The organism is Pseudomonas sp. Sample_11 (genome assembly GCF_004307505.1).
GTDB classification, from domain to species: domain Bacteria; phylum Pseudomonadota; class Gammaproteobacteria; order Pseudomonadales; family Pseudomonadaceae; genus Aquipseudomonas; species Aquipseudomonas atacamensis.
Map to the genome: position 1 here is coordinate 45,026 of NZ_RCOD01000051.1, position 22,604 is coordinate 67,629.

The following is a 22,604-nucleotide window of genomic DNA, read 5'->3' on the forward strand; positions in this document are numbered from 1 at the left end:
TTTTTATTCCCACCACATTTCCCCTGTAGGAGCTGCCGAAGGCTGCGATCTTTTGATCTTGCTTCTAAAAATCAACATCAAAAGATCGCAGCCTTCGGCAGCTCCTACATGGGTTCGGCGCATGGCCCATCAATGTGGGACAATGCCCGCCACTTTCAGCCATACCCGAATCGACCACGCCCATGACCGCCCCCCGCACACCCAAACCTGCGCGCAAGAAGCCTGACGCCGCGTCCCCGAGCAAAGCCATCGAGCCGCGCGAGAAGGCCAGCCTGCATCCGCGCAATCGCCATCAGGGTCGTTACGACTTTCCGGCACTGATCAAGACCACGCCGGAACTGGCCAAGTACGTGATCACCAACCCGTACGGCAAGGAAAGCATCGACTTCGCCAGCCCCGACGCGGTACGTGTGTTCAACCGGGCGCTGCTCAAGGCGTTCTACGGCATTCAACATTGGGACATTCCGGCCGACTACCTCTGCCCTCCGGTTCCGGGGCGTGCCGACTATGTGCACTTTCTCGCCGACCTGCTGGCGAGCATGAACGACGGCAAGGTGCCGCGCGGCGCGATCGTCAATGTGCTGGATATCGGCATGGGCGCCAACTGCGTTTATCCGCTGATCGGCAACAGCGAATACCGTTGGCACTTCCTCGGCTCGGAGATCGATCCGACAGCCGTGGCGGCGGCGCGAGCCATCGTGCAGTCCAATGATCTGAGCAAAGTGATCCAGCTGCGCCAGCAGGAAAACCGCAAGCACATCCTCATCGGCTTGCTGGAGCCGGGCGAGCGTTTCGACCTGACCATGTGCAACCCGCCGTTCCACGCTTCGATGGAAGAAGCGACCAAGGGCAGCGAGCGCAAGTGGCGCGCCTTGGGCAAGGCCGACCCGAAACGCAAGCTGCCGGTGCTGAACTTCGGCGGGCAATCGGCGGAGCTGTGGTGTGAAGGCGGTGAAGCGCGCTTCGTGACGCAGTTGATTGCCGAGAGCGCGAACTTTCAGCACAAGGTGTTGTGGTTCAGCACCCTGGTGTCGAAGGCCTCGAACCTGCCGGCCATCGAGACGGCACTGAAGAAGGCTGGCGTGCTGGAAAGCCAGGTAGTGGAGATGTCGCAGGGGCAGAAGCAGAGCCGCTTTGTCGCCTGGACCTTCCAGACCAAGTCCGAGCAGCAGATCTGGCGGCGCGAGCGCTGGGTGCGCTGAACCTGTAGGAGCTGCGGAACGCTGCGATCTTTTGATCTTGATCTTGATCTTGATCCTGATTCTGGATTGGCAAAAACAAGATCAAGAGATCGCAGCCTTCGGCAGCTCCTACGGGACGTGCACCCACAAAGACCTTGGTGACATCAACGAATCGCAGACACAAAAAAACCGTGCCCCGGATCACTCCAAAGCACGGTTTTTTTTATCGCTGCGTCTTACTTGTTCACAGCGTCGGTCAGGCCTTTGGCCACAACCAGCTTGATCACTTTCTTTGCAGGGATTTCGATGGCAGCGCCAGTCGAAGGGTTACGGCCGGTGCGGGCAGGACGCTCGGTCACTTTCAGCTTGCCGATACCTGGCAAGGTGATTTCGCCGCCGTTTTCCAGCTGATCGGCAACGATTTGGCCCAGTTGGTCCAGAGCGTTACGCGCGGTGGTTTTCGGCGCGTCGATAGCTTCAGCGATGTCGGCGATCAGTTGGTCTTTAGTAAGAGCCATGTAGTGTTCCTTCCCTATCAAATTCATATGGATTGCAGAGTGCAGTGTCAGCCATCGAGCCCGATCTTCTGGATCTGGCACCCTCGGCGATAACCACGACGAGTCGGGTTATAGATGCCGAAATCAGGGTTTGGTTCGACCTGACAAATGCTGAATGCACGCTTAACGCAGTGACTTCGCGTAAGACCGGGCAAAACTAGCACAGCGACAAGGAAATATCCGCCTCTAGCTACCCATTTGGTCAGCTTTATTGCGCTAAATCGGTAAAAAACCGCTTAAGGCCGGGCGCGCGCCCCGGTTTTGCCCTGCAACCCGCGCCAAAACCAGTGGTTGCGGTACACTGAGCGCTTTTTCGGGGGAGCCTGCCCTCCTCCTTTCCAACAGCCGAGAAGCCCATGCCGATCCGTCATTGCATCGTCCACCTGATCGACAAAAAACCCGACGGCACGCCCGCAGTTCTGCACGCCCGTGACTCTGAACTGGCCGAGTCCGCCGCCATCGAAAACATGCTCGCCGACCTCAACGAAAGCTACAACGCCAAACAGGGCAAAGCCTGGGGCCTGTTCCATCCGGAATCCGGCGCGTTCCCGTTCAGCGGCTGGCTGAAGGAGTACATGGACGGCGGCCGTGACTTCACCGCATTCAGTAAAGTGGCGGTCGAGCATCTGCAGAAGCTGATGGAAGAATCCAACCTGTCGGTGGGCGGCCACGTGCTGTTCGCCCACTATCAGCAAGGCATGACCGACTATCTGGCGATCGCCCTGCTGCACCACAGCGAAGGCGTGGCGGTGACCGACGAGCTCGACGTGACGCCTTCGCGCCATCTCGACCTTGGCCAATTGCATCTGGCAGCGCGGATCAACGTTTCCGAGTGGCAGAACAACAAGCAGTCCAAGCAGTACATCTCGTTCATCAAGGGCAAGAATGGCAAGAAGGTCTCGGAGTACTTCCGCGACTTCATCGGCTGCCAGGAAGGCGTCGACGGCCCCGGCGAGACGCGCACACTGCTCAAGGCCTTCAGCGACTTTGTCGAGAGCGAAGACCTGCCAGAAGACTCGGCCCGCGAGAAAACCAAGACTCTGGTCGACTATGCCAGCAGCCAGGCCAAGCTCGGCGAACCGATGGGACTTGAGGAGCTGTCGGAACTGATCGACGAAGAACGCCCGAAGGCCTTCTACGATCACATTCGCAACAAGGACTACGGCCTGTCGCCGGAGATCCCGGCAGACAAGCGCACCCTCAATCAATTCCGCCGCTTCACCGGCCGCGCCGAAGGCCTGTCGATCAGCTTCGAAGCGCACCTGCTGGGTTCGAAGATCGAGTACGACGAAGAGAACGGCACCCTGATCATCAAAGGCCTGCCGACTTCGCTGACCGACCAGCTGAAGCGGCGTAACTGATGCTCGGCAATGTGCTGAAAAAAGTCGCCCTGGTGCTGCTGGTGGTCGTGGTTTATCAGAACTGGGGCAAGATCGAGCGGGTGTTCAACCCCGCGCAAATGGTTTCTGAGCAGACGCGGGCGCAAGCCAATGTCGTGCTCTATGCCACCGACTGGTGCGGCTACTGCAAACAGACCAAACGCTTTCTCGACAGCAAGGGCATACCGTTCAAGGAGTACGACATCGAGAAGGATGCCGATGCGCGCAAGGCGTATGAGGCATTGGGTGGACGCGGGATTCCGCTGATTGATGTGAACGGCACCTTGATTCGCGGGTTCGATCCGGAAGAAATCCTCGCTGCCCTGAAATAAAATCAAGATCAAAAGATCGCAGCCTTCGGCAGCTCCTACATGAGATCGGTGTAGGAGCTGCCGAAGGCTGCGATCTTTTGCTTTTAGCGCGCCTCGATACGGAACCCAAAGCGCGGAAAGTGCACATGCACCACGCCGCCACGTTCGTCTTCACGGCGAATGATCAGCTCTTCACGGCCAGCAAACAGCAGCTCGCCCACCACCGGATCAACGCCGTAATCGATAGCGGCAATTGCCACTTGCTGGCCCGCCTTGAAGCCGTTCGGATCAACGAACCGCTCATCCGGCAATGCCGCTGGCGTCGCGTTACGCGCGACCTCCAGTGCCTCGGCGGAAGACATCTCGCTCGCTGCGCCATGGCCGAACCCCAACACTCGACCCAGCCACGCCGCCACCGCCGGATATTCATCCACCAGCGGCGCCGTGACGTGCGTCGCCTTGAGGAACCACAGCGGATGCGCCAGGGCGAAGTCGGCAATCGATGGCTCGCCGAAGAGGAAGTCGCCCTGCTCGCGCTGCAACTGCTGCTCCAGTCGCGCCATGATCGTCGGCCACTGATGTTTGGCCTGCTCGGCGGACAGACGCGTGGCGCTGCCACCGCTGAACAAACCGGCGCGGTCGGCCAGGAATGCCTTGATCGCTTCCGGCGGCAATTTGCCGAAACGTACCGCCACCGATTCCGGTTGGAACACCAGGCTCACGGCGTGCTGGAACACCACCGAATCGGCCCACGCCGCAAAACTGGCGCTGGTCATTTCCTGGCCCTCGGGGAAGAACGCCGGCAGGGCTTTTTCCTGTTCCAGGCGTCGAGCGATCAGTGCGGTGTCGCAATAGATGTCAGCACCGATCTGCAACACTGGTGTCTTGCGGTAGCCACCGGTCAACGCCGTCAGATCCGGCTTTGGCATCACCGGGGAAATATGCACCGAACGCCAGGACAGGCCTTTGAAACCCAGCAGCAGGCGGGCCTTCTCGGCAAATGGAGAGGTCGGGTAATGGTGCAGAATCAACTCGGACATGCTCGGCTCCGCCGCTCAGATAGTGAGCCCGCAGCTTAGCGTGCATTGGATTAGCAGCCTACAGATCTGCCTGATGGGAACCAATCAGTCAGATTGATAAGACGCGACGAGGCATTCCTTGGCGCTTTTGCGCAGCTTCTTGATCAGCCGTTCCTGGCGCAAAGCATCGCTTTTGTCGCGGCACAGTTCGGTGTAGACCAGCGCCATCGCCGGGCTGGAAAGAAAGAACCGCGCGCCCTTGCCGCTTTGGTGCTTGGCGAAACGGCGTACGGGGTCGTCGCTGATTCCGCAGTACAAGGAGCCATTGGCGGCACGCACGAGGTAGACGAACCAGGATTTGCTCACTGGCTCGGCAGCATCGACGGATTGTTCGCTAAGACTGGTCACTTCGGGATCTGAACGTGTAGGAAAACAGGCGGCGATCTTATCAGCGCCCGGCCTGAAATGCCTTCAGTCCCTTGCGCGCCTGGGCGCGCACGGCGTTGCGCACCAGCGGCGTCCAGCCCAGCAGCAGGCCTTTGAAACCGAGCGCCTGGCGCGACCAGCGCCACAGATCGAAGTGGTCGTGGTGCTCACAGATCTTGCCGTCACGGAACACGAAACGCGCCTGGATATCGTTGATGACGATGTTGCCGGTCTGGCTGAACAGGTAGGTCGCGACCCAGTGTGCGCCGCCGCTGCGTTCGTCGGCGCGGACGTTGTCGAAGGTCAGGGAGAAATCCTTGGCGCGGGTAGTCAGCATGCGCCACATGTCGCCGGCATCGCGCCCGCGCAGTTCACCAAAGGCCGGATCGCTGAAGACCACGTCATCGGTGTAGCAGGCGGCCATGGCCTCTGCGTCAAGGCGCTGAAAGGCTTGGTAGAAGCGGGTGATCAGGGCGCTATGGGCTTCGCTCAAGGCAGTCTCCAAAAAAATAGGTACAGATTGCCAGCACCATAATCTGCCGCGCGCAGAAACACTATCGGCAATACGCAAAACCCTTGTGGGAGCGAGCCTGCTCGCGAAGGCAATTCAACATTCAACATCCATGTTGACTGAAACACCGCTTTCGCGAGCAGGCTCGCTCCCACATTTGCAGTCAGTGCATTCAGATCTTTTCGCTTTGCACCTGCACATACAGCGCCCGGCCGGCACCTAGCCCGGCGAGGATTGCACCGGCGCCGATAATGCCGAAAATCCAGCCCAGCGCATTCCAGCCGCCGGTCCAGTCATGGACCACACCCACGGCGAACGGCCCCATGGACGCCAGGGTGTAGCCAAAACCCTGGGACATGCTCGACAGGTTCGCCGCGACATGGGAATCGCGCGAGCGCAGCACGATCAGGGTCAGGGCCAGACTGAACGTACCGCCCTGCCCCAGCCCGAGCAGAATCGCCCAGCCCCACAGACCTTCGATCGGTGCGTACAGGCAGCCGAACAGGCCGGCCAGGGTCAGCGCCATGACCACCACGATCGCCAGACGCTGATCCTTGCCACGGGTCGCCAGCCACGGCGCGGCCAGCGAACTGGCCAGCTGAATGATCACCGAACCGGACAGCACCAATCCGGCCTGAGTCGGTGTAAGCCCGCGCCCGATGAGGATCGACGGCAACCAGCCAAACACGATGTAGGCCAGCGACGATTGCAGGCCCATGTACAAGGTCACCTGCCAGGCCAGCGGATCACGCAGCAACCCGCGCACGCGATAGGCGACGTTGTGTGCGCCATGTTTGGAGCCAACTTGTGGCAGCCAGAAAACCGCCGCCACCAATGCCGGAATCACCCAGAAGCCCAGGCCCATCGCCCAGCTGTTGCCGAAGTGTTCACTCAGCGGAACGGTCGAACCCGCCGCCATCGCTGCGCCCAGGCACAGGGCCATGGTGTAGACGCCGGTCATGGTCCCGGCGTGTTTGGCGAAGTCGCGCTTGACGATGCCCGGCAGCAGCACGCCGACGATGCCGATGCTGGCGCCGCCAAGCACGCTGCCGGCGAACAGCCCGATCTCGCCGAAATTGCTGCGCAGGATGATGCCGCCGGCCAGTGTCAGCAGAATCCCCAGCACCACCCGCTCAGCACCGAAACGCCGCGCCAGAATCGGCGCCAGCGGTGCGAACAAGCCCAGGCACAGCACCGGCAACGTGGTCAGCAATCCCGCCTGCGCCGCAGTCAGCCCGAGGCTTCTGGAGACCTCGCTAAGCAATGGCGCCATGCTCGACAACGCCGGGCGCAGGTTCAGTGCCACCAGAATCAACCCGAGCAGCAGCAACCATGGACGTTTCACCAACGGATGGCTTTGCTGCACCTGCTCGTCATCAGCCTCGGCATCGATCAGCAGCTCTTCAAGTTCGGGGGTGCGTTTCGACGCTGTGGATAACTCACTGCGGGACATGGTCTTCTCGGTTTCAAGGTTCATTGATCAACTGCCTCGACAAGGCTTTGGCCCGTTCCGGGTCGCGTTGCTCGACCGCATCGAGCAAGTCGATGTGCAGATCGAACACTTCCTGACGGCGCGGGGAGATATTCAGGGTCTGGCGCAATTGCGCGCCGACGATGCTGGAAAAGTAGCGATACAACTCGCTGAGGGTCGGGTTGTGCGCGGCGTCGACCAGTCGGCGATGGAACACCAGATCGCAGGCGATATAGGTGTCGAGATCGCCGTGGTAATGGCTGCCGCTGGTGCCGAGCGCTTCACGCAGCGCCGCCAGATCCTCATCGGTACGACGCAACGCCGCCAGGCCGATGGCCTCGACTTCAAGGATGTGCCGGGTCTCCCGGGCCTGCTCCAGCGAACAACGCGATAGCGCTTTAAGTGTGTCGAGCGGGTCGACCAGTGCACGAAGATAACTGCCGTCGCCTTGGCGAATTTCGATCAATCCCGAAAACGCCAAAACACGCATCGCCTCACGCACCGTGTTGCGGCTGATACCCAGCTCGGCGCACAGCTCAGGCTCGGTCGGCAGACGCTCGCCGACCTGCCACGCACCGCTGTTGATGCGTTGACGCAGTTGATCCAAAGCCTGATCGACCAGGGATCGCTTGATCAAAGGGGAAATGTCGGACATGAACCTCACCTTTTCATCCAATCATAGGATGAATTTTCCGACATGTTAGTCAGACCCATGTAGGACGGCAACCACCTAGGGTCAATCGGAGACACATGGAGCGGCATTTTCGATTGGTCAAAATTACCCTTTAAGGGTAATTTCAGGGACAGGGTTTTGGCTTCTTATGGAAAAGAGCACACCCCATTACGACTTGGCGGTGATCAAGTCTGAAGTGAGGCGACTGGGTCAAAATGCTTTCACCAAAACTTCAGTAAGGTCAGCTGAGAAGCTCGGCTTCAATGTCAGCGAAATGCAGGAGATTGTTTTCGAGCTACAAACCAGGATGTTGTACAAATCGATGACTACTTATGAGGATCATCGAATCTGGCAAGACGTGTATCACATCAATTCACGAGATCAGGAGATTTACATCAAGGTGACATACCGCCCCGGCGGCAGCCCACCGGTGATCTCCTTCAAGGAGAAAAACCCATGAAAACCCAGCAATGTGTCAGCTGCGGTGCACGTGAGGGAATGAGGCATTTTCAGGGGCGCGGCGAAACCCTGAAAGTCAAAGGCATGGAGCGGCGTGTGGATGATCTTTCTGGCTGGGAGTGCCAGAACTGCGGTGAGGTCGAATGGGACGCCGATACCGATAGCGCGGAACGTTATTGCGACGCAGGTGATGAGTTGGTCATCGCTGCCAGGAAAATGATCGGCGACGAGATGAAGCGGATTCGCCGCAAATTGCATCTGACGCAAAAAGAGACGGTGCAACTGCTATCTGGGGGTGGGCATAACGCATTCTCTCGCTACGAGCGCGGCGAAATCTTGCCGCCCAAGGCACTCATACTGCTGATGCGTTTATTGGATCGTTACCCATATTTGCTAACCGATGCAAAGACTCTCGGCGAAGGTGCAGATTTGAGAGGTTTCGAGCACATCGTCCACAAAGAACATCAATCCCTTTCGGTTTCCTGACCCCGAAAAAACAACCCGGCACATGGCCGGGTTGGTTTCACTTATCAACCATCAATGCAAAATCTGACTCAAGAACAACTTGGTCCGATCATTCTGCGGATTGTCGAAGAAATCGTTCGGCGCGGCCTGTTCAACGATTTCGCCCTTGTCCATGAAGATCACGCGGTTGGCCACGGTGCGGGCGAAGCCCATTTCGTGGGTTACGCAAAGCATGGTCATACCGTCTTCGGCCAGACCGATCATGGTGTCGAGAACCTCTTTCACCATTTCCGGATCGAGCGCTGAAGTCGGCTCGTCAAACAGCATGATTTTCGGCTTCATGCACAAGGCGCGGGCGATCGCCACACGCTGTTGCTGACCGCCGGACAGTTGCCCCGGGTACTTGTGCGCCTGCTCCGGAATGCGTACGCGCTCCAGGTAATGCATGGCGATTTCTTCGGCCTTGCGCTTGGGCATTTTGCGCACCCACATCGGCGCCAGGGTGCAGTTCTGCAGGATGGTCAGGTGCGGGAACAGGTTGAAGTGCTGGAACACCATGCCGACTTCGCGACGGATCGCTTCGATCTGCTTGAGGTCATTGGTCAGTTCCACGCCATCGACGACGATGCGCCCCTGCTGGTGTTCTTCCAGACGATTGAGGCAACGGATCGTGGTCGATTTACCGGAACCCGACGGGCCGCACAGGACGATGCGCTCGCCCTGTTTGACGTTGAGGTTGATGTCTTTGAGTACGTGAAACTGGCCGTACCACTTGTTCACGCCCTGCATCTGGATGATGCCTTCCGGACCCACAGGCTTTTTGATTGCTTCGCTCATTTACAGAGAACTCCTAACGCTTGTGGCCAGTGTCGAGCTTGCGTTCCAGATGCATGGAATAGCGCGACATACCAAAACAGAAAATCCAGAACACCAGGGCGGCGAACACGTAGCCTTCGGTGGCCATGCCCAGCCATTTCGGGTCGGCGGCGGCTTGCTTGACGCTGTTGAGCAGGTCAAAGAGGCCGATGATGATCACCAGGCTGGTGTCCTTGAACAGCGCAATGAACGTGTTGACGATGCCCGGAATCACCAGCTTCAGCGCTTGCGGCAGAATCACCAGGCCCATCGAACGCCAGTAACCGAGGCCCATCGCCGCGGCCGCTTCGTACTGACCTTTAGGGATCGCTTGAAGACCGCCACGTACCACCTCAGCCACGTACGCCGACTGGAACAGGATCACGCCGATCAGCGCCCGCAGCAGCTTGTCGAAGTTCATGCCTTCGGGCAGGAACAGCGGCAGCATCACCGAGGACATGAACAACACCGTGATCAACGGCACGCCGCGCCAGAACTCGATGAAAGTCACGCAGACCACACGAATCGCCGGCATATTGGAACGCCGTCCCAGCGCCAGCACGATGCCCAGCGGCAATGCTCCGGCGATGCCGACGGTGGCGATCACCAGGGTCAGCATCAGGCCACCCCACTGGCTGGTCGGCACGGTGGTCAGACCGAAACCGCCGTGCAACAAGATGAAGGCGATGATCGGGTACAGCACCAGGAAGCTCAGGCCGTACACCGCTTTACGCGGCACGCGCGAGATGAACAGCGGTGCTGCGCCAATGACCGCCAGCCACACGGTCAGATCAACGCGCCAGCGCAGCTCGGTCGGGTAGTAGCCGTACATGAACTGGCCGAAGCGCTGCTGAATGAACACCCAGCAGGCGCCTTCCTTGGTGCAGTCGGCGCGGGTGGTGCCGACCCAGTTGGCATCGACGATCGCCCAGCTGAGGATCGGTGGCACGACCAGGTAGATCAGGTAGAACGCAAACAGCGTCAGCAGGGTGTTGAGCCAGCTGGAGAACATGTTCGCGCGCATCCACGCCACCACGCCGATGCTGCTGTTCGGTGGAGGCATGTCGGGTTTGAAAGTATGAGTACTCATGCGCTTTTCCTTACCGCTCGATCAGCGCAATGCGCTTGTTGTACCAGTTCATCAGCAGGGAAATGCTGATACTGATCGCCAGGTACACGCTCATGGTGATGGCAATCACTTCGATAGCCTGCCCGGTCTGGTTGAGCACGGTGCCGGCGAACAGCGAAACCATTTCCGGGTAACCGATACCGGCGGCCAGCGAGGAGTTCTTCGCCAGGTTCAGGTATTGGCTGGTCAGCGGCGGAATGATCACGCGCAGGGCTTGCGGGATGATCACCTTGCGCAGGGTCGGGCCGTTGCGCAGGCCGAGGGAACGCGCTGCTTCGGTCTGGCCGTGGCTGACCGACTTGATCCCGGAACGTACGATCTCGGCGATGAACGCTGCGGTGTACACGGTGAGCGCCAGGGTCAACGCCAGCAGTTCCGGGATCAACACCCAGCCACCGACAAAGTTGAAGCCCTTGAGCTCGGGCATTTCCCAGTGCAGCGGAGCGCCGAAGATCAGCGCGCACAGGGTCGGGATCACCAGCGCAATTGCCAGGCCGGTCCAGAACTTGTGGAACGGTACGCCGGTTTCTTCGAAGCGCTTGTTGGCCCAGCGGCACATCAGCACGATGCCGACAATGGCCAGGACGATGCTGATCACGAACGCCCAGAAACCGTCGGCAGCGAGTGCGGCCGGCATGTTCAGGCCACGGCTGCTGACGAAGAAGGTGTCGCCGAAGTTGTGGCTGTTGCGCGGCCCCGGCATGGTCAGGAACACCGCGAAGTACCAGAACAGGATCTGCAGCAGCGGCGGAATGTTGCGGAATACTTCCACATACACCGTCGCCAGTTTGGCGATGATCCAGTTCTGCGACAGCCGCGCCACGCCGACGATGAAACCGAGAATCGTCGCCAGGATCACGCCGATAAAGGTCACCAACAGGGTGTTGAGCAGGCCGATGACAAACACCCGCGCGTAACTGTCCGCTTCGGTGTAGTCGATCAGGGTTTGAGCGATGCCGAATCCGGCACTGCGCTCCAGAAAGCTGAAACCGGAGGTGATGCCCCGGTGCTGAAGGTTGGTTTGCGTATTGTCGAACAGGTACCAGCCAAGCGAGACCACCGCCACAACGGTGATGATCTGGAATAGCCACGCACGCACTCGTGGATCGCTGAGGCTGAGCCTCTGCTTTGGTGCGCCGATTGAATTTTGCATGAAGTGCCCCGGAAGAAATGGAACAAGAACATCACCCGGCGGTTGGCCCGCCGGGCGATAGAACCATTAGCGCACTGGTGGTGCGTACTGAATGCCGCCGTTGTTCCACAGGGCGTTCAGGCCACGGTCGATTTCCAGCGGAGTGCTCTTGCCGAGGTTTTTCTCGAAGATTTCGCCGTAGTTGCCGACCTGCTTGACGATCTGCACAACCCAGTCTTTCGGCAGTTTCAGGTCTTTGCCGTACTCGCCGTCAGCGCCGAGCATACGGGCTACGTCCGGGTTCTTGGTGGACTTGGCTTCAGCTTCGACGTTCTTCGAAGTGATGCCGGCTTCTTCGGCATTGAGCAGCGCATAGCCGACCCAACGCACGATCGCCAGCCACTCGTCGTCGCCGTTACGTACGACCGGGCCCAATGGTTCCTTGGAAATGGTTTCCGGCAGCACCACGTAGTCCTTCGGCGAGGCCAGCTTGCTGCGCTGGGCGAACAGCTGGGACTTGTCGGAGGTCAGCACGTCGCAACGACCGGATTCCAGCGACTTGGCGCTTTCATCGGAGGTGTCGAAGGTGATCGGGGTGTATTTCAGACCGTTGCCACGGAAGTAGTCGGAAACGTTCAGTTCGGTGGTGGTACCGGCCTGGATGCAGATGGTCGCACCGTCCAGCTCTTTGGCGCTCTTCACGCCCAGCTTGTTGTTCACCAGGAAGCCGATGCCGTCGTAGTAGGTGATGAAGCCCGGGAATTTCAGGCCCATGCCCGCGTCACGGGAGCTGGTCATGGTGGTGTTGCGCGACAGGATGTCGATCTCGCCGGATTGCAACGCGGTGAAGCGCTCCTTGGCGTTCAACTGGCTGAACTTGACCTTGTTGGCGTCGCCGAAAACGGCTGCCGCCACAGCGCGGCAGACGTCGGCATCGATGCCGAGGATCTTGCCGGTCGCATCCGGTACCGAGAAGCCCGGCAGACCGTCGCTCACGCCACACTGCACGAAACCTTTTTTCTGTACCGCATCCAGGGTTGCACCCGCCTGAGCGAACCCGCTGACGCCGAGTACTGCTGCAGCAGTCACGACCGCCAGAGTGGATTTCAACATCTTCATTCAAACCTCCAGTTTTGCTCTTGTTGTGTCGGAGCTTGAGTCCTGTCGCACCCTTTTGAGGCGTTGTTGACCCGTGTTGGCTTTTTTGGGGTCAACCGACGTAAGACCTTCGCTATGAGTCTAGTAGGAGAAAATCCACATCATGGATCACTCACTTCTCACCAATCGGCCGAACGGGCTGTAGCCCTTTCACGTTCGCTAAGCCCGTTGCGGCCATTGGCGAACATCCATCACCGGATTCGTTGCTATCCCATCACGCGACTGACACTGATAGTGTTACCGCCGCGCAACGGATGCTTCGTACGCAAAGCTCCATAGCAAACGCCGTACCACACCGCTTGCGAAAGTGATTGCGCGACACGTCAATAGCTAAACTTGTAACCTTGCGACATCTTGTTAACGGATCAACCGGGCGCGCACTTCAATCACGCACTCAATGAGAGCGCCCGCACATTTTTGGAGCAGACATGACCGAGCCCTTGATTCTTCAGCCTGTTAAGCCCGCAGACGCCTGCGTGATCTGGCTGCACGGCCTCGGCGCCGACCGTTACGACTTCCTGCCGGTAGCCGAGGCATTGCAGGAAAGTCTGTTGAGCACGCGCTTTGTGCTGCCGCAGGCACCGACCCGTCCAGTGACGATAAATGGCGGATATGCCATGCCCAGCTGGTACGACATCAAGGCCATGAGCCCGGCCCGGGCGATCGATCGCGACGAACTGGAAGCGTCGGCAGAGCGCATCATCGAGCTGATCGAAAACCAGCGCGCCAGCGGAATAGACGCCTCGCGGATTTTCCTTGCCGGGTTTTCGCAAGGCGGCGCGGTGGTATTGCATACCGCGTTCCTTAAATGGCAGGGACCGCTGGGCGGGGTGCTGGCGTTGTCGACGTACGCACCGACATTCAGCGATGAACTGGAGTTATCCGCCAGTCAGCAGCGTATTCCGGTGCTGTGTCTGCACGGTCAGTTCGATGGCGTGGTGCAGAACTCGATGGGGCGCACTGCCTATGAGCATTTGGTGAAGCATGGTGTCACCGTGACATGGCAGGAATACCCAATGGAGCACGAAGTGTTACCTGAAGAGATTCGCGACGTCGGCGTCTGGCTGAGCGAACGTCTGCGCTGATTCGCGAGCAATGTCCGCCCATTGATCCCTCCTACTACGCCGCGCCCGATTCTTGCATTACACTGGCCGGCGTACATTCCTTAACCAACTGATGAGATGACCGTGCTCAAAGCACTCAAGAAGATGTTCGGTAAAAGCGAGGCTGAGCAGCTCGCGCCAGTTCCCAGTGCGCCGTCGCACGCCCCCGGTCATCGCACCGATGCCCCCCAGGCCGACCGCCCCGCTCCCGCAGCCGCACCGAAGCCAGAAGAAATACCCGCTGCGCCAGCGCCAATTGCCGTAGAGCCTGCACCCAGCGAAGCGCCGAAACCGGCCAGGCCACGTCGCGAACCGAAGCCCAAGGCACCGGTCATTCCATGGAAACTCGAAGACTTCGTCGTCGAGCCGCAGGAAGGCAAAACCCGCTTTCACGATTTCAAGCTTGCTCCGGAACTGATGCACGCCATCCAGGATCTGGGCTTTCCGTACTGCACGCCGATCCAGGCGCAGGTGCTGGGTTTCACCCTCGCCGGCAAAGACGCCATTGGCCGCGCGCAGACCGGCACCGGCAAGACCGCCGCGTTCCTGATCTCGATCATCACCCAGTTGCTGCAGACGCCGCCGCCGAAAGAGCGCTACATGGGCGAACCGCGCGCACTGATCATCGCGCCGACCCGTGAGCTGGTGGTGCAGATCGCCAAGGACGCCGCTGACCTGACCAAGTACACCGGCCTCAACGTCATGACCTTCGTCGGCGGCATGGACTTCGACAAACAGCTCAAGCACCTCGAAGCACGTCATTGCGACATCCTCGTCGCCACGCCTGGCCGCTTGCTCGACTTCAACCAGCGCGGCGATGTGCATCTGGACATGGTTGAAGTGATGGTGCTGGACGAAGCCGACCGCATGCTCGACATGGGTTTCATCCCACAGGTACGGCAGATCATTCGCCAGACCCCGCCGAAGTCCGAACGCCAGACTTTGCTGTTCTCCGCAACCTTCACCGAAGACGTGATGAATCTGGCCAAGCAATGGACCACCGACCCGGCCATCGTCGAAATCGAAATCACCAACGTCGCCAACGAGAACGTCGAGCAGCACATCTACGCCGTGGCCGCTGCCGACAAATACAAACTGCTCTATAACCTGGTCAACGACAACGGTTGGGAGCGGGTCATCGTGTTTGCCAACCGCAAGGACGAGGTACGCCGCATCGAAGAGCGCCTGGTGCGTGACGGCATCAACGCCGCGCAGCTGTCCGGCGACGTACCGCAGCACAAGCGCATCAAGACTCTGGAAGGTTTCCGCGAAGGCAAGATTCGCGTGCTGGTCGCAACCGATGTCGCCGGTCGCGGCATCCACATCGACGGCATCAGCCACGTGATCAACTTCACTCTGCCGGAAGTGCCGGACGACTACGTGCACCGCATTGGCCGTACCGGTCGCGCAGGCGCTGACGGTGTGTCGATCAGCTTTGCCGGCGAGGACGACTCTTACCAGTTGCCGTCCATCGAAGAAAAACTCGGTCGCAAGATCAGCTGCGAAACCCCACCGACGCATCTGCTGCGCGCGGTTGAGCGCAAGCGTCCGCAGTAAGCCCCGCTATATGAGAAAGCGCAGCCGGAAACGGACTGCGCTTTTTTTATGCCCGATGGTTGCTCGCCAGAACTAAAAGTCCATAATGGAAAAATAAGTTTAGTTTTGGAGCGCGAAATGTCCAGTACGCCCTATGTGATCGATCAAGCCCAGGCCCATGAGCTATTGGCGCGTATCGATGTTCCGCAGATCCTGCGCAAGCTGTTCCGCGATCTGGCGGCCGGTAACGCCGTGCAGCCGACGCAGCAAGTGGTCGAGTTCCCGCAGGGCGCCGGCGACTTCATCAATTATCTGGGCGTGCTGGCCGAGGACGGCGTATATGGAGTGAAGACTTCGCCATACATCGTTCGTGAGCAGGGTGCGCTGGTGACGGCATGGACATTGTTGATGTCGATGAAAACCGGCCAGCCGCTGCTGCTCTGTGATGCCGGCGAACTGACCACCGCGCGCACCGCCGCGACCACGGCAGTGGCGGTCGACGCCCTCGCCCCGTTGGACGCCCAGCGACTGGCAATCATCGGCAGCGGCAAGGTCGCTCAGGCGCATCTGCATTACGCCAAGGCGCTGCGCGACTGGCAGAGCATCAGCCTGTATTCGCCATCGCTGCTGGAAGATGCGGAAACACAGACTGTGTTGAAGTCCATCGCGCCGTCACTGAAGATTGCCAACAGCCGCGAGACCGCCATCTCCGATGCTGACGTGATCATGCTCTGCACCTCGTCTGCCGGGCCGGTGATCGATCCGGCGCAACTGCACAAACCGGCGCTGATCACCTCGATCAGCACCAACGCCCCGCGCGCTCATGAAGTACCGCCGCAAAGCCTCAACGACATGCAGGTGTTCTGCGACTATCGTCTGACCACGCCGGGTTCGGCAGGTGAGATGCTGATTGCCGCCGAACAGCATGGCTGGAGCAAGGATTCGATTGTTGGCGACCTCGCCGACTTGCTCAGCGAAAAAGTGCAGCGCCCGGATTACCAGCGGCATGTGTTTTTCCGTTCGATCGGTCTGGGCCTGGAAGACATTGCCTTGGCCAATGCGGTTTATCACCTGCACCACTGACACCACACATCCCCTGTAGGAGCTGCCGAAGGCTGCGATCTTTTGATCCTGTTTTTTCAAGATCAAGATCAAGATCAAAAGATCGCAGCCTCGTTTCACTCGGCAGCTCCTACGGGGTTCTCGTTACCTGGGAGTTTTCATGAACCACGCAGATTTCATCATCATCGGCGGCGGGATTGCCGGCGCTTCTACCGGGTTCTGGCTGGCGCCGCACGGCAAAGTGATCGTGCTCGAGCGTGAAACCCATCCCGGCTATCACTCCACCGGTCGCTCCGCCGCGCTGTACACCGCCGCCTACGGCACCGCACAGGTCCGCGCACTGACTCAGGCGAGCCGCGCGTTTTTCGATAGTCCTCCGAGCGGTTTTTGCGAGCACCCACTGCTGACCCCGCGCGGCGAAATGACCGTCGACTTCATCGGTGATCCCGCCGAACTGAACAACCAATACCTCAGCGCCAAAGCCACGGTGCCGCAGATGCAACTGCTCAGCGCCGACGAAGCCTGCGCGCGTCTGCCGATCCTGCGCCGGGAAAAAGTCCACGGCGCGATCTACGATCCATCGGCCTGCGACATCGACACCGACGCGCTGCATCAAGGCTACCTGCGCGGCATTCGGCGCAATCACGGCGAAGTCCGCACCGATTGCGAGGTGCTCGGCTTGAGCCGCGATGCCGATGGCCTGTGGATCGTGCAGACCAATGGTGAAACGTTCAGCGCACCGGCGCTTATCAATGCCGCCGGCGCCTGGGCCGACCGGATCGGCGCGCTGGCCGGCGCGCAGCCGCTGGGGCTGCAAGCGAAACGCCGCGCCGCGTTTATATTTGCCGGCCCGGAAGGCGTGGACACTCATCATTGGCCAATGCTGGTCAGCCTCGACGAATCCTTCTACATGAAGCCCGACGCCGGCATGTTTCTCGGCTCGCCGGCCAACGCCGATCCGGTCGAACCACACGATGTGCAGCCGGAAGAACTCGACATCGCCATGGGCATTTATCAGATCGAAGAGGCCACCACGCTGACCATCCGCCGCCCGACCCGCACGTGGGCAGGTCTGCGCAGTTTTGTTGCCGACGGTGATCTGCTCAGCGGCTTCGATCCGCAAGTTCCGGGGCTGTTCTGGGTCGCCGCGCAGGGCGGTTACGGCATCCAGACGTCGCCGGCGATGGGCCAAGCCAGTGCGGCACTGGTGCGCGGCGAGCCGTTTCCCGAGCACCTGCATGAATTCGGTCTGGACAGCGCCATGCTCTCCCCGGCCCGACTGGCTTGATCGCATCGACTCGTCGAAAAGATTGCGGCACACTCGCAGCGCCCCGGCACAAGGGGCGCTGACGCTGCCTGGAGCTCCACTGTCATGACTGCCCCCGAATTCGATCCGGCGCTGGATAACTTCCGCGCCATCGCCGACGCCATCGCCACGCTGTTCTTCCCCCACGCCGAGGTGGTGCTGCACGACCTGCGCACGCAGAAGGTCGACTACATCGCCAACAACCTGTCCAAGCGCGAGATCGGCGACGACTCGTCGCTGGAAGACATGCTCAGCGAGGATGTCAGCGACAGGAACATTGGCCCGTACGAAAAGCTCAACTGGGACGGTCAGAAAATTCGCAGCCTGAGCACCGTGCTGCGCGACAGCGAAAGCCGTCCGCTGGCGGTGCTGTGCATCAATCTGAATATTTCCATGTTCGAGAACGCCAAAGCGGCGCTGGACCTGTTCCTGTCACCGAGCAAACTGATTCCGCAGCCGGACTCGCTGTTCCGTGATGACTGGCAGGAACGCATCAACACCTTCCTCCACGCCTGGTTGCGCGAGCGGCAGTTGAGCCTGAATCTGCTGACCCGTGACCACAAACGCGAACTGGTGCTGGCGCTGCACGCCGAGGGGGCGTTCAAGGGCAAGAGCGCCTCGAACTACGTGGCCAATGTGCTGAACATGGGGCGGGCGACGGTGTACAAGCATTTGAAGGAATTGAAGGGCTGAATTCTGCGGTGACTCGTCCGGCCAGATCGCTGGCAAGCCAGCTCCCACAGTAATTGCGTCACACACAAAATTTATGGCGACCGCCGAACCTGTGGGAGCTGGCTTGCCAGCGATAACGGACTGTCAATCGCCGTAGATATCAGTCTTGAAATACTTCTCGGAAATCTTCTGATACTCGCCACTCGCGCGAATCCCGTCGATGGCGCTGTTCAACTGGCTGACCAGTTCACCGTTGCCCTTGCGCACGGCAATCCCCGCGCCCTCGCCGACGTACTTCGGATCCTTCAGCTCCGGCCCGACAAACGCGTAACCCTTACCGCGCGGCATCGACAGGAAGTCATTGAGCGGAATGGTGTCGGCAAAAATCGCATCAAGGCGCCCCGCCGCCAGGTCCATGTAGATCTCTTCGTTGTTGCCGTAGCGCTTGACGTTGATGCCCTTGGGTTCGAACACCTCGGTGGCGTAACGATCAGTGGTGGTCGCGCGCTGCACGCCGACGTTCTTGCCTTTGAGGCTGGCGTACTGATCATCCACCGTCGCGCCTTCCTTCATGACCAGACGCGAAGAAGTGAAGTAATACTTGTGGCTGAAATCCACCGACTTCTTGCGATCTTCATTGATGGTCATCGACGACAGCGCCATGTCGATCTTCTTTACTTTGAGCGAAGGAATCAGCCCGTCGAACTCACCTTCAACCCACACGCACTTGACCTTCATCTGCGCACACAGGGCATTGCCGATGTCGTAGTCGAAACCGACGATTTCACCTTTGTCGGTTTTCGACGCGAATGGCGGGTAGGCCGCTTCGATGCCGATGCGCAAGGTTTTCTCGGCGGCAAAGGTGCTGGCACAGGCCAGCAGGCTGAAGGCAAGGCCGGTGATGAGGGGGAGTTTCTTCATGTTCGTTCTCTCGCGGGTTGTTGTTGGTTTGGCGAAGAAGAGCAGCTACAAGCGGCAAGCTGACAGCTGCCAGACAGAAGCTTTTTTTGTACTTGGAAATCCATACTGGACTCATAGGTACAAGCCGTCAATCAGGGAGAAGAGAGTGTCTGCGAGGTTTTTGGGTGTTGCAGATGGCCTCATCGCTGGCAAGCCAGCTCCCACAGTTTCAGTGGTGCACAAAAAATATGTGCACGACGCAAAACCCTGTGGGAGCTGGCTTGCCAGCGATGGCGGATTGGAGGGCGCTACAGGAGTTATTTCTTCCAGCGATCCGCAGCCGCATGATCACTGTCGCGCCCTTCGACCCAACGCGGGCCGTCACTGGTGTTCTCTTTTTTCCAGAACGGCGCGCGGGTTTTCAGGTAGTCCATGACGAAGGCGCAGGCATCGAATGCGGCCTGGCGGTGGGCGCTGGCGGCGCCGACGAAGACGATCGGTTCGCCCGGCTCCAGCGCGCCGATGCGATGCAGCACTTCCAGTTTCAACAGCGGCCAGCGCTGCTCAGCTTCGACAGCGATCTTGCCGAGGGCTTTTTCGGTCATGCCCGGATAATGCTCGAGGAACATCCCGGCCACGTCGAGACCGTCGTTGAAATCGCGCACGTAACCGACAAAGCTCACCACCGCGCCAACGCCGACATTGGCCGCGTGCATCGCATTGACTTCAGCGCCCGGATCGAACGGCGTGGCCTGCACGCGAATCGCCATGTTCAGCCTCCGGTCACGGTGGGGAAAAACGCCACTTCGTCGCCATCGACCACCGGCTCATCGAGCTGGCAGAGGTCTTCGTTACGTGCGCACATCAGGTTCTGCTCGCTCAGCACTTCGGCGCCATCACGTTGTGCCAACAGTGCGCGAACGTCATCGACGGTGGCGAAATCGCCTTCAACCGCAACCGAATCCACGCCCAGCGCTTCACGGTAGCGGGCAAAAAATTTCACGGTCAGTTTCATGGCTGCTCCGCCTGGAAGTGGCCGCTCTTGCCGCCGACTTTCTCCAGCAGCCGCACGCTTTCGATGGTCATGCCACGGTCGACGGCTTTGCACATGTCGTAAATGGTCAGGGCGGCGACGCTGGCGGCGGTCAGCGCTTCCATCTCGACACCGGTCTGCCCGGACAACTTGCAGCGCGCGACGATACGCACGCTGTCCTCACCCTCGGCGCTGAGTTCGACTTTGACGCCGGTGAGCATCAGCGGGTGGCACAGGGGAATCAGATCGCTGGTCTTCTTCGCCGCCTGAATTCCGGCAATGCGCGCCACGGCGAACACATCGCCCTTGGGGTGGCCGCCGCTGACGATCATCTGCAGGGTTTCAGGGAGCATGCGCACCAGCGCTTGAGCGGTCGCTTCACGGAACGTCACGGCTTTTTCAGTGACGTCGACCATGTTGGCGCGACCTTGGGAATCGAGATGAGTCAGCACGAGGGCCTCCTTGAGGCAGCTGCGAGCGGCAAGCTACAAGCGGCAAGTTAAAGCGCGGTAGGCAGGCGTCAGGAAAGCTCGCATTTAAACAGCCGAAAGCCGCAAGCTTCAAGCGGCAAGTGAATTTCACTCGGACCACTTGTAGCTTGCGGCTTGAAGCTTGTAGCTGCTCCTCTTAGAGATGCGATTCGGCGTATTCGGCCAGGATCGAGCGAGGCACCCCTTGCAGGGTGATGTGCACACCGTTGGGGAAATCCTTGAAGCGTTCGGTCAGGTAGGTCAGCCCGGAGCTGGTCGCGGACAGGTAAGGGGTGTCGATCTGCGCCAGGTTGCCCAGGCACACCACTTTGGAACCGGCGCCGGCACGGGTGATGATGGTTTTCATCTGGTGCGGCGTGAGGTTCTGGCATTCGTCGATCAGGATCAGGCTTTGCTGGAAGCTGCGACCGCGAATGTAGTTGAGCGATTTGAACTGTAACGGCACTTTGCTGAGGATGTAGTCGACGCTGCCATGGGTGTTTTCGTCATCCATGTGCAAGGCTTCGAGGTTGTCGGTGATGGCGCCCAGCCAAGGCTCCATTTTTTCCGCTTCGGTGCCGGGCAGGAAGCCGATCTCCTGGTCCAGGCCCTGCACGCTGCGGGTGGCGATGATGCGGCGATAACGTTTGCTGACCATGGTCTGCTCGATCGCAGCGGCCAGCGCCAGAATGGTCTTACCGGAACCGGCGGCGCCAGACAGGTTGACCAGATGAATGTCCGGGTCAAGCAACGCATACAGGGCCAGACTCTGATAGATGTCGCGCGGCTTCAGGCCCCAGGCCTCCTGATGCAGCAGCGGTTCCTGGTGCAGGTCGAGGATCAGCAGGCGGTCTTCCTGGATTTCCTTGATCCAGCCGACAAAGCCCTGCTCGTCGATGATGAACTCATTGATGTGCACGGCCGGCAGGTTGTCGATCAGTTGCACCTGATGCCAGGTGCGGCCGTGGTCCTGACGGGTTTCGACCTTGCTCACGCGGTCCCAGAAGGAGCCGGTCATGTTGTGGTAGCCGTTGGGCAGCAGGGACACGTCATCGACCAACTGGTCGGTGCTGTAGTCCTCGGCGTCGATGCCACAGGCGCGCGCCTTGAGGCGCATGTTGATGTCTTTGGTGACCAGCACCACCGGTTTTTGCGGATCGCGGGTATGCAGATCAATCAGTTGATTGATGATTTTGTTGTCGTTCAGGTGCTCGGGCAGAATCAGGTTCGACTCGGCCTGTTTGCTCATCAGAATTGACAGCAAGCCTTTCGGCCCGCCCTTGCCGCGCTGGATCGGCACACCCAGTTCGACGTCCTCGGGGGACGCATCGCCCAGGGTCTTGTCGATCAGGCGGATCGCCTGACGGCATTCGGCGGCCACGCTGTGATGGCCGCTCTTGAGCTTGTCCAGCTCTTCCAGCACGGTCATCGGGATGGCGACGTGGTGTTCTTCGAAATTCAGCAGGGCATTTGGATCGTGAATCAATACGTTGGTATCGAGTACATACAGGATTGGCTGGTTGGAGGAAGGGCTGCGTCCGTGATCATCCATACTCGGTCACCTTTGTGGGAGCCATTCGACGCAATACCTTGACAGTGCTGCGCCTCGAGGTGACTGCCGAATTCATCCACGAGGGCCTGGATGAACTGCACACAATAGGAGTCTGGGAAGACGCCACCTGTGTTGCAGGTTTCGGCGGTCTGTCTTCGTAATACTCCAAAACCGATGACATAAAAAAGCACTTTGACGGTTTTTTTAAGTTTATTTTGCAGAGTGACGAAAAGCCCTTGGCGGA

At 59.5% G+C, this 22,604-nt stretch carries 25 protein-coding genes; 10 read left to right on the plus strand and 15 right to left on the minus strand.

Annotated features, from left to right (window positions below):
• Window positions 1–182 precede the first annotated feature (182 nt).
• On the plus strand, window positions 183–1,202 hold the full coding sequence (rlmF, locus tag D8U60_RS14740) for a 23S rRNA (adenine(1618)-N(6))-methyltransferase RlmF (protein WP_122610750.1): 1,020 nt from the start codon (window positions 183–185) through the stop codon (window positions 1,200–1,202).
• A 215-nt stretch (window positions 1,203–1,417) separates the two neighbouring features.
• Here rlmF and D8U60_RS14745 read toward each other — a convergent pair whose 3' ends face one another.
• Window positions 1,418–1,699, minus strand: a complete 282-nt coding sequence (locus D8U60_RS14745) for an HU family DNA-binding protein (protein WP_003221909.1) — start codon at window positions 1,697–1,699, stop codon at window positions 1,418–1,420.
• A 395-nt stretch (window positions 1,700–2,094) separates the two neighbouring features.
• Here D8U60_RS14745 and yejK point away from each other — a divergent pair, with 395 nt between their 5' ends.
• Entirely contained in the window at window positions 2,095–3,099 is a 1,005-nt protein-coding gene (yejK, locus tag D8U60_RS14750) for a nucleoid-associated protein YejK (RefSeq protein ID WP_016771572.1), read from the plus strand.
• Window positions 3,099–3,449 carry a glutaredoxin family protein gene (locus D8U60_RS14755; RefSeq protein ID WP_130887705.1) on the plus strand — a complete coding sequence of 117 codons (351 nt, stop codon included), beginning with the start codon at window positions 3,099–3,101 and terminating at the stop codon, window positions 3,447–3,449. The genes yejK and D8U60_RS14755 overlap by 1 nt, the downstream gene beginning before the upstream one ends.
• Window positions 3,450–3,532: 83 nt before the next feature.
• Here the strand turns inward: D8U60_RS14755 and D8U60_RS14760 are convergent, their stop codons facing one another.
• The 5 genes from D8U60_RS14760 to D8U60_RS14780 all read right to left on the minus strand — a co-directional run bounded on the left by D8U60_RS14760 (window position 3,533) and on the right by D8U60_RS14780 (window position 7,510).
• Entirely contained in the window at window positions 3,533–4,468 is a 936-nt protein-coding gene (locus D8U60_RS14760) for a glutathione S-transferase family protein (RefSeq protein ID WP_122610752.1), read from the minus strand.
• A gap of 84 nt (window positions 4,469–4,552) precedes the next feature.
• Window positions 4,553–4,855, minus strand: coding sequence for a GIY-YIG nuclease family protein (locus tag D8U60_RS14765; RefSeq protein ID WP_073473642.1), 303 nt, complete (start codon window positions 4,853–4,855; stop codon window positions 4,553–4,555).
• 40 nt (window positions 4,856–4,895) lie between these two features.
• Window positions 4,896–5,366, minus strand: coding sequence for a nuclear transport factor 2 family protein (locus D8U60_RS14770; RefSeq protein ID WP_071174467.1), 471 nt, complete (start codon window positions 5,364–5,366; stop codon window positions 4,896–4,898).
• Between the two features lie 190 nt (window positions 5,367–5,556).
• Window positions 5,557–6,861: a CynX/NimT family MFS transporter gene (locus D8U60_RS14775; protein WP_024011695.1), complete on the minus strand. Its 1,305-nt coding sequence runs from the start codon at window positions 6,859–6,861 to the stop codon at window positions 5,557–5,559.
• Window positions 6,851–7,510 (minus strand): FadR/GntR family transcriptional regulator, encoded by a 660-nt coding sequence (locus D8U60_RS14780; RefSeq protein ID WP_016771578.1) that lies wholly within the window; start codon window positions 7,508–7,510, stop codon window positions 6,851–6,853. Before D8U60_RS14780 ends, D8U60_RS14775 begins: the two co-directional genes overlap by 11 nt.
• Before the next feature lie 166 nt (window positions 7,511–7,676).
• On the opposite strand from D8U60_RS14780, the gene D8U60_RS14785 reads away from it, so the two are divergent.
• Both D8U60_RS14785 and D8U60_RS14790 read left to right on the plus strand, forming a co-directional pair.
• Window positions 7,677–7,988, plus strand: coding sequence for a type II toxin-antitoxin system MqsR family toxin (locus D8U60_RS14785; RefSeq protein ID WP_130900372.1), 312 nt, complete (start codon window positions 7,677–7,679; stop codon window positions 7,986–7,988).
• Window positions 7,985–8,473 carry a type II toxin-antitoxin system MqsA family antitoxin gene (locus tag D8U60_RS14790; RefSeq protein WP_130900373.1) on the plus strand — a complete coding sequence of 163 codons (489 nt, stop codon included), beginning with the start codon at window positions 7,985–7,987 and terminating at the stop codon, window positions 8,471–8,473. The genes D8U60_RS14785 and D8U60_RS14790 overlap by 4 nt, the downstream gene beginning before the upstream one ends.
• 51 nt (window positions 8,474–8,524) lie before the next feature.
• Here D8U60_RS14790 and D8U60_RS14795 read toward each other — a convergent pair whose 3' ends face one another.
• From D8U60_RS14795 to D8U60_RS14810, 4 genes are all read right to left on the minus strand, one after another.
• Window positions 8,525–9,289 (minus strand): amino acid ABC transporter ATP-binding protein, encoded by a 765-nt coding sequence (locus tag D8U60_RS14795; protein WP_016771581.1) that lies wholly within the window; start codon window positions 9,287–9,289, stop codon window positions 8,525–8,527.
• Window positions 9,290–9,302: 13 nt separating this feature from the next.
• Window positions 9,303–10,397 carry an amino acid ABC transporter permease gene (locus D8U60_RS14800; protein WP_024011693.1) on the minus strand — a complete coding sequence of 365 codons (1,095 nt, stop codon included), beginning with the start codon at window positions 10,395–10,397 and terminating at the stop codon, window positions 9,303–9,305.
• A 10-nt stretch (window positions 10,398–10,407) separates the two neighbouring features.
• On the minus strand, window positions 10,408–11,589 hold the full coding sequence (locus tag D8U60_RS14805) for an amino acid ABC transporter permease (RefSeq protein ID WP_071174462.1): 1,182 nt from the start codon (window positions 11,587–11,589) through the stop codon (window positions 10,408–10,410).
• Window positions 11,590–11,655: 66 nt separating this feature from the next.
• Window positions 11,656–12,687: an amino acid ABC transporter substrate-binding protein gene (locus D8U60_RS14810; protein ID WP_016771583.1), complete on the minus strand. Its 1,032-nt coding sequence runs from the start codon at window positions 12,685–12,687 to the stop codon at window positions 11,656–11,658.
• Between the two features lie 467 nt (window positions 12,688–13,154).
• On the opposite strand from D8U60_RS14810, the gene D8U60_RS14815 reads away from it, so the two are divergent.
• The 5 genes from D8U60_RS14815 (at window position 13,155) to D8U60_RS14835 (ending at window position 18,426) form a co-directional block, all read left to right on the plus strand.
• Window positions 13,155–13,811 carry an alpha/beta fold hydrolase gene (locus D8U60_RS14815; protein ID WP_122747670.1) on the plus strand — a complete coding sequence of 219 codons (657 nt, stop codon included), beginning with the start codon at window positions 13,155–13,157 and terminating at the stop codon, window positions 13,809–13,811.
• Window positions 13,812–13,907: 96 nt separating this feature from the next.
• Window positions 13,908–15,386, plus strand: a complete 1,479-nt coding sequence (rhlB, locus tag D8U60_RS14820; RefSeq protein ID WP_016771585.1) for an ATP-dependent RNA helicase RhlB — start codon at window positions 13,908–13,910, stop codon at window positions 15,384–15,386.
• Between the two features lie 117 nt (window positions 15,387–15,503).
• A complete protein-coding gene (locus tag D8U60_RS14825; RefSeq protein WP_130900374.1) occupies window positions 15,504–16,448 on the plus strand; it encodes an ornithine cyclodeaminase family protein in 945 nt (314 codons plus the stop codon).
• Window positions 16,449–16,587: 139 nt separating this feature from the next.
• Complete coding sequence (locus D8U60_RS14830) at window positions 16,588–17,715, plus strand: FAD-binding oxidoreductase (protein ID WP_130900375.1); 1,128 nt, start codon at window positions 16,588–16,590, stop codon at window positions 17,713–17,715.
• Between the two features lie 84 nt (window positions 17,716–17,799).
• Window positions 17,800–18,426 (plus strand): transcriptional regulator, encoded by a 627-nt coding sequence (locus D8U60_RS14835; protein WP_130900376.1) that lies wholly within the window; start codon window positions 17,800–17,802, stop codon window positions 18,424–18,426.
• A 123-nt stretch (window positions 18,427–18,549) separates the two neighbouring features.
• Here the strand turns inward: D8U60_RS14835 and D8U60_RS14840 are convergent, their stop codons facing one another.
• The 5 genes from D8U60_RS14840 to D8U60_RS14860 form a co-directional block, all read right to left on the minus strand.
• On the minus strand, window positions 18,550–19,326 hold the full coding sequence (locus D8U60_RS14840) for an ABC transporter substrate-binding protein (protein ID WP_122699628.1): 777 nt from the start codon (window positions 19,324–19,326) through the stop codon (window positions 18,550–18,552).
• A 296-nt stretch (window positions 19,327–19,622) separates the two neighbouring features.
• Window positions 19,623–20,075 carry a molybdopterin synthase catalytic subunit MoaE gene (gene moaE / locus D8U60_RS14845; RefSeq protein ID WP_016771590.1) on the minus strand — a complete coding sequence of 151 codons (453 nt, stop codon included), beginning with the start codon at window positions 20,073–20,075 and terminating at the stop codon, window positions 19,623–19,625.
• 2 nt (window positions 20,076–20,077) lie between these two features.
• Window positions 20,078–20,320 carry a MoaD/ThiS family protein gene (locus tag D8U60_RS14850; RefSeq protein WP_016771591.1) on the minus strand — a complete coding sequence of 81 codons (243 nt, stop codon included), beginning with the start codon at window positions 20,318–20,320 and terminating at the stop codon, window positions 20,078–20,080.
• On the minus strand, window positions 20,317–20,790 hold the full coding sequence (moaC, locus tag D8U60_RS14855) for a cyclic pyranopterin monophosphate synthase MoaC (RefSeq protein WP_008080206.1): 474 nt from the start codon (window positions 20,788–20,790) through the stop codon (window positions 20,317–20,319). Before moaC ends, D8U60_RS14850 begins: the two co-directional genes overlap by 4 nt.
• Before the next feature lie 175 nt (window positions 20,791–20,965).
• Window positions 20,966–22,360, minus strand: a complete 1,395-nt coding sequence (locus D8U60_RS14860; protein WP_024011685.1) for a PhoH family protein — start codon at window positions 22,358–22,360, stop codon at window positions 20,966–20,968.
• Window positions 22,361–22,604: the final 244 nt, after the last annotated feature.

What these genes read in the sequence shown, in the direction of transcription:
- D8U60_RS14755 (WP_130887705.1), top strand. Translation starts at nt 3,099, where the DNA reads ATGCTCGGCAATGTGCTGAAAAAAGTCGCCCTGGTGCTGCTGGTGGTC.
- D8U60_RS14805 (WP_071174462.1), bottom strand. Translation starts at nt 11,589, where the DNA reads ATGCAAAATTCAATCGGCGCACCAAAGCAGAGGCTCAGCCTCAGCGAT.
- D8U60_RS14830 (WP_130900375.1), top strand. Translation starts at nt 16,588, where the DNA reads ATGAACCACGCAGATTTCATCATCATCGGCGGCGGGATTGCCGGCGCT.
- D8U60_RS14835 (WP_130900376.1), top strand. Translation starts at nt 17,800, where the DNA reads ATGACTGCCCCCGAATTCGATCCGGCGCTGGATAACTTCCGCGCCATC.
- moaE (WP_016771590.1), bottom strand. Translation starts at nt 20,075, where the DNA reads ATGGCGATTCGCGTGCAGGCCACGCCGTTCGATCCGGGCGCTGAAGTC.
- D8U60_RS14745 (WP_003221909.1), bottom strand. Translation starts at nt 1,699, where the DNA reads ATGGCTCTTACTAAAGACCAACTGATCGCCGACATCGCTGAAGCTATC.
- D8U60_RS14810 (WP_016771583.1), bottom strand. Translation starts at nt 12,687, where the DNA reads ATGAAGATGTTGAAATCCACTCTGGCGGTCGTGACTGCTGCAGCAGTA.
- D8U60_RS14790 (WP_130900373.1), top strand. Translation starts at nt 7,985, where the DNA reads ATGAAAACCCAGCAATGTGTCAGCTGCGGTGCACGTGAGGGAATGAGG.
- rlmF (WP_122610750.1), top strand. Translation starts at nt 183, where the DNA reads ATGACCGCCCCCCGCACACCCAAACCTGCGCGCAAGAAGCCTGACGCC.
- rhlB (WP_016771585.1), top strand. Translation starts at nt 13,908, where the DNA reads ATGACCGTGCTCAAAGCACTCAAGAAGATGTTCGGTAAAAGCGAGGCT.
- D8U60_RS14815 (WP_122747670.1), top strand. Translation starts at nt 13,155, where the DNA reads ATGACCGAGCCCTTGATTCTTCAGCCTGTTAAGCCCGCAGACGCCTGC.
- D8U60_RS14840 (WP_122699628.1), bottom strand. Translation starts at nt 19,326, where the DNA reads ATGAAGAAACTCCCCCTCATCACCGGCCTTGCCTTCAGCCTGCTGGCC.
- D8U60_RS14825 (WP_130900374.1), top strand. Translation starts at nt 15,504, where the DNA reads ATGTCCAGTACGCCCTATGTGATCGATCAAGCCCAGGCCCATGAGCTA.
- D8U60_RS14795 (WP_016771581.1), bottom strand. Translation starts at nt 9,289, where the DNA reads ATGAGCGAAGCAATCAAAAAGCCTGTGGGTCCGGAAGGCATCATCCAG.
- D8U60_RS14860 (WP_024011685.1), bottom strand. Translation starts at nt 22,360, where the DNA reads ATGGATGATCACGGACGCAGCCCTTCCTCCAACCAGCCAATCCTGTAT.
- D8U60_RS14775 (WP_024011695.1), bottom strand. Translation starts at nt 6,861, where the DNA reads ATGAACCTTGAAACCGAGAAGACCATGTCCCGCAGTGAGTTATCCACA.
- D8U60_RS14850 (WP_016771591.1), bottom strand. Translation starts at nt 20,320, where the DNA reads ATGAAACTGACCGTGAAATTTTTTGCCCGCTACCGTGAAGCGCTGGGC.
- D8U60_RS14780 (WP_016771578.1), bottom strand. Translation starts at nt 7,510, where the DNA reads ATGTCCGACATTTCCCCTTTGATCAAGCGATCCCTGGTCGATCAGGCT.
- yejK (WP_016771572.1), top strand. Translation starts at nt 2,095, where the DNA reads ATGCCGATCCGTCATTGCATCGTCCACCTGATCGACAAAAAACCCGAC.
- D8U60_RS14760 (WP_122610752.1), bottom strand. Translation starts at nt 4,468, where the DNA reads ATGTCCGAGTTGATTCTGCACCATTACCCGACCTCTCCATTTGCCGAG.
- D8U60_RS14800 (WP_024011693.1), bottom strand. Translation starts at nt 10,397, where the DNA reads ATGAGTACTCATACTTTCAAACCCGACATGCCTCCACCGAACAGCAGC.
- D8U60_RS14785 (WP_130900372.1), top strand. Translation starts at nt 7,677, where the DNA reads ATGGAAAAGAGCACACCCCATTACGACTTGGCGGTGATCAAGTCTGAA.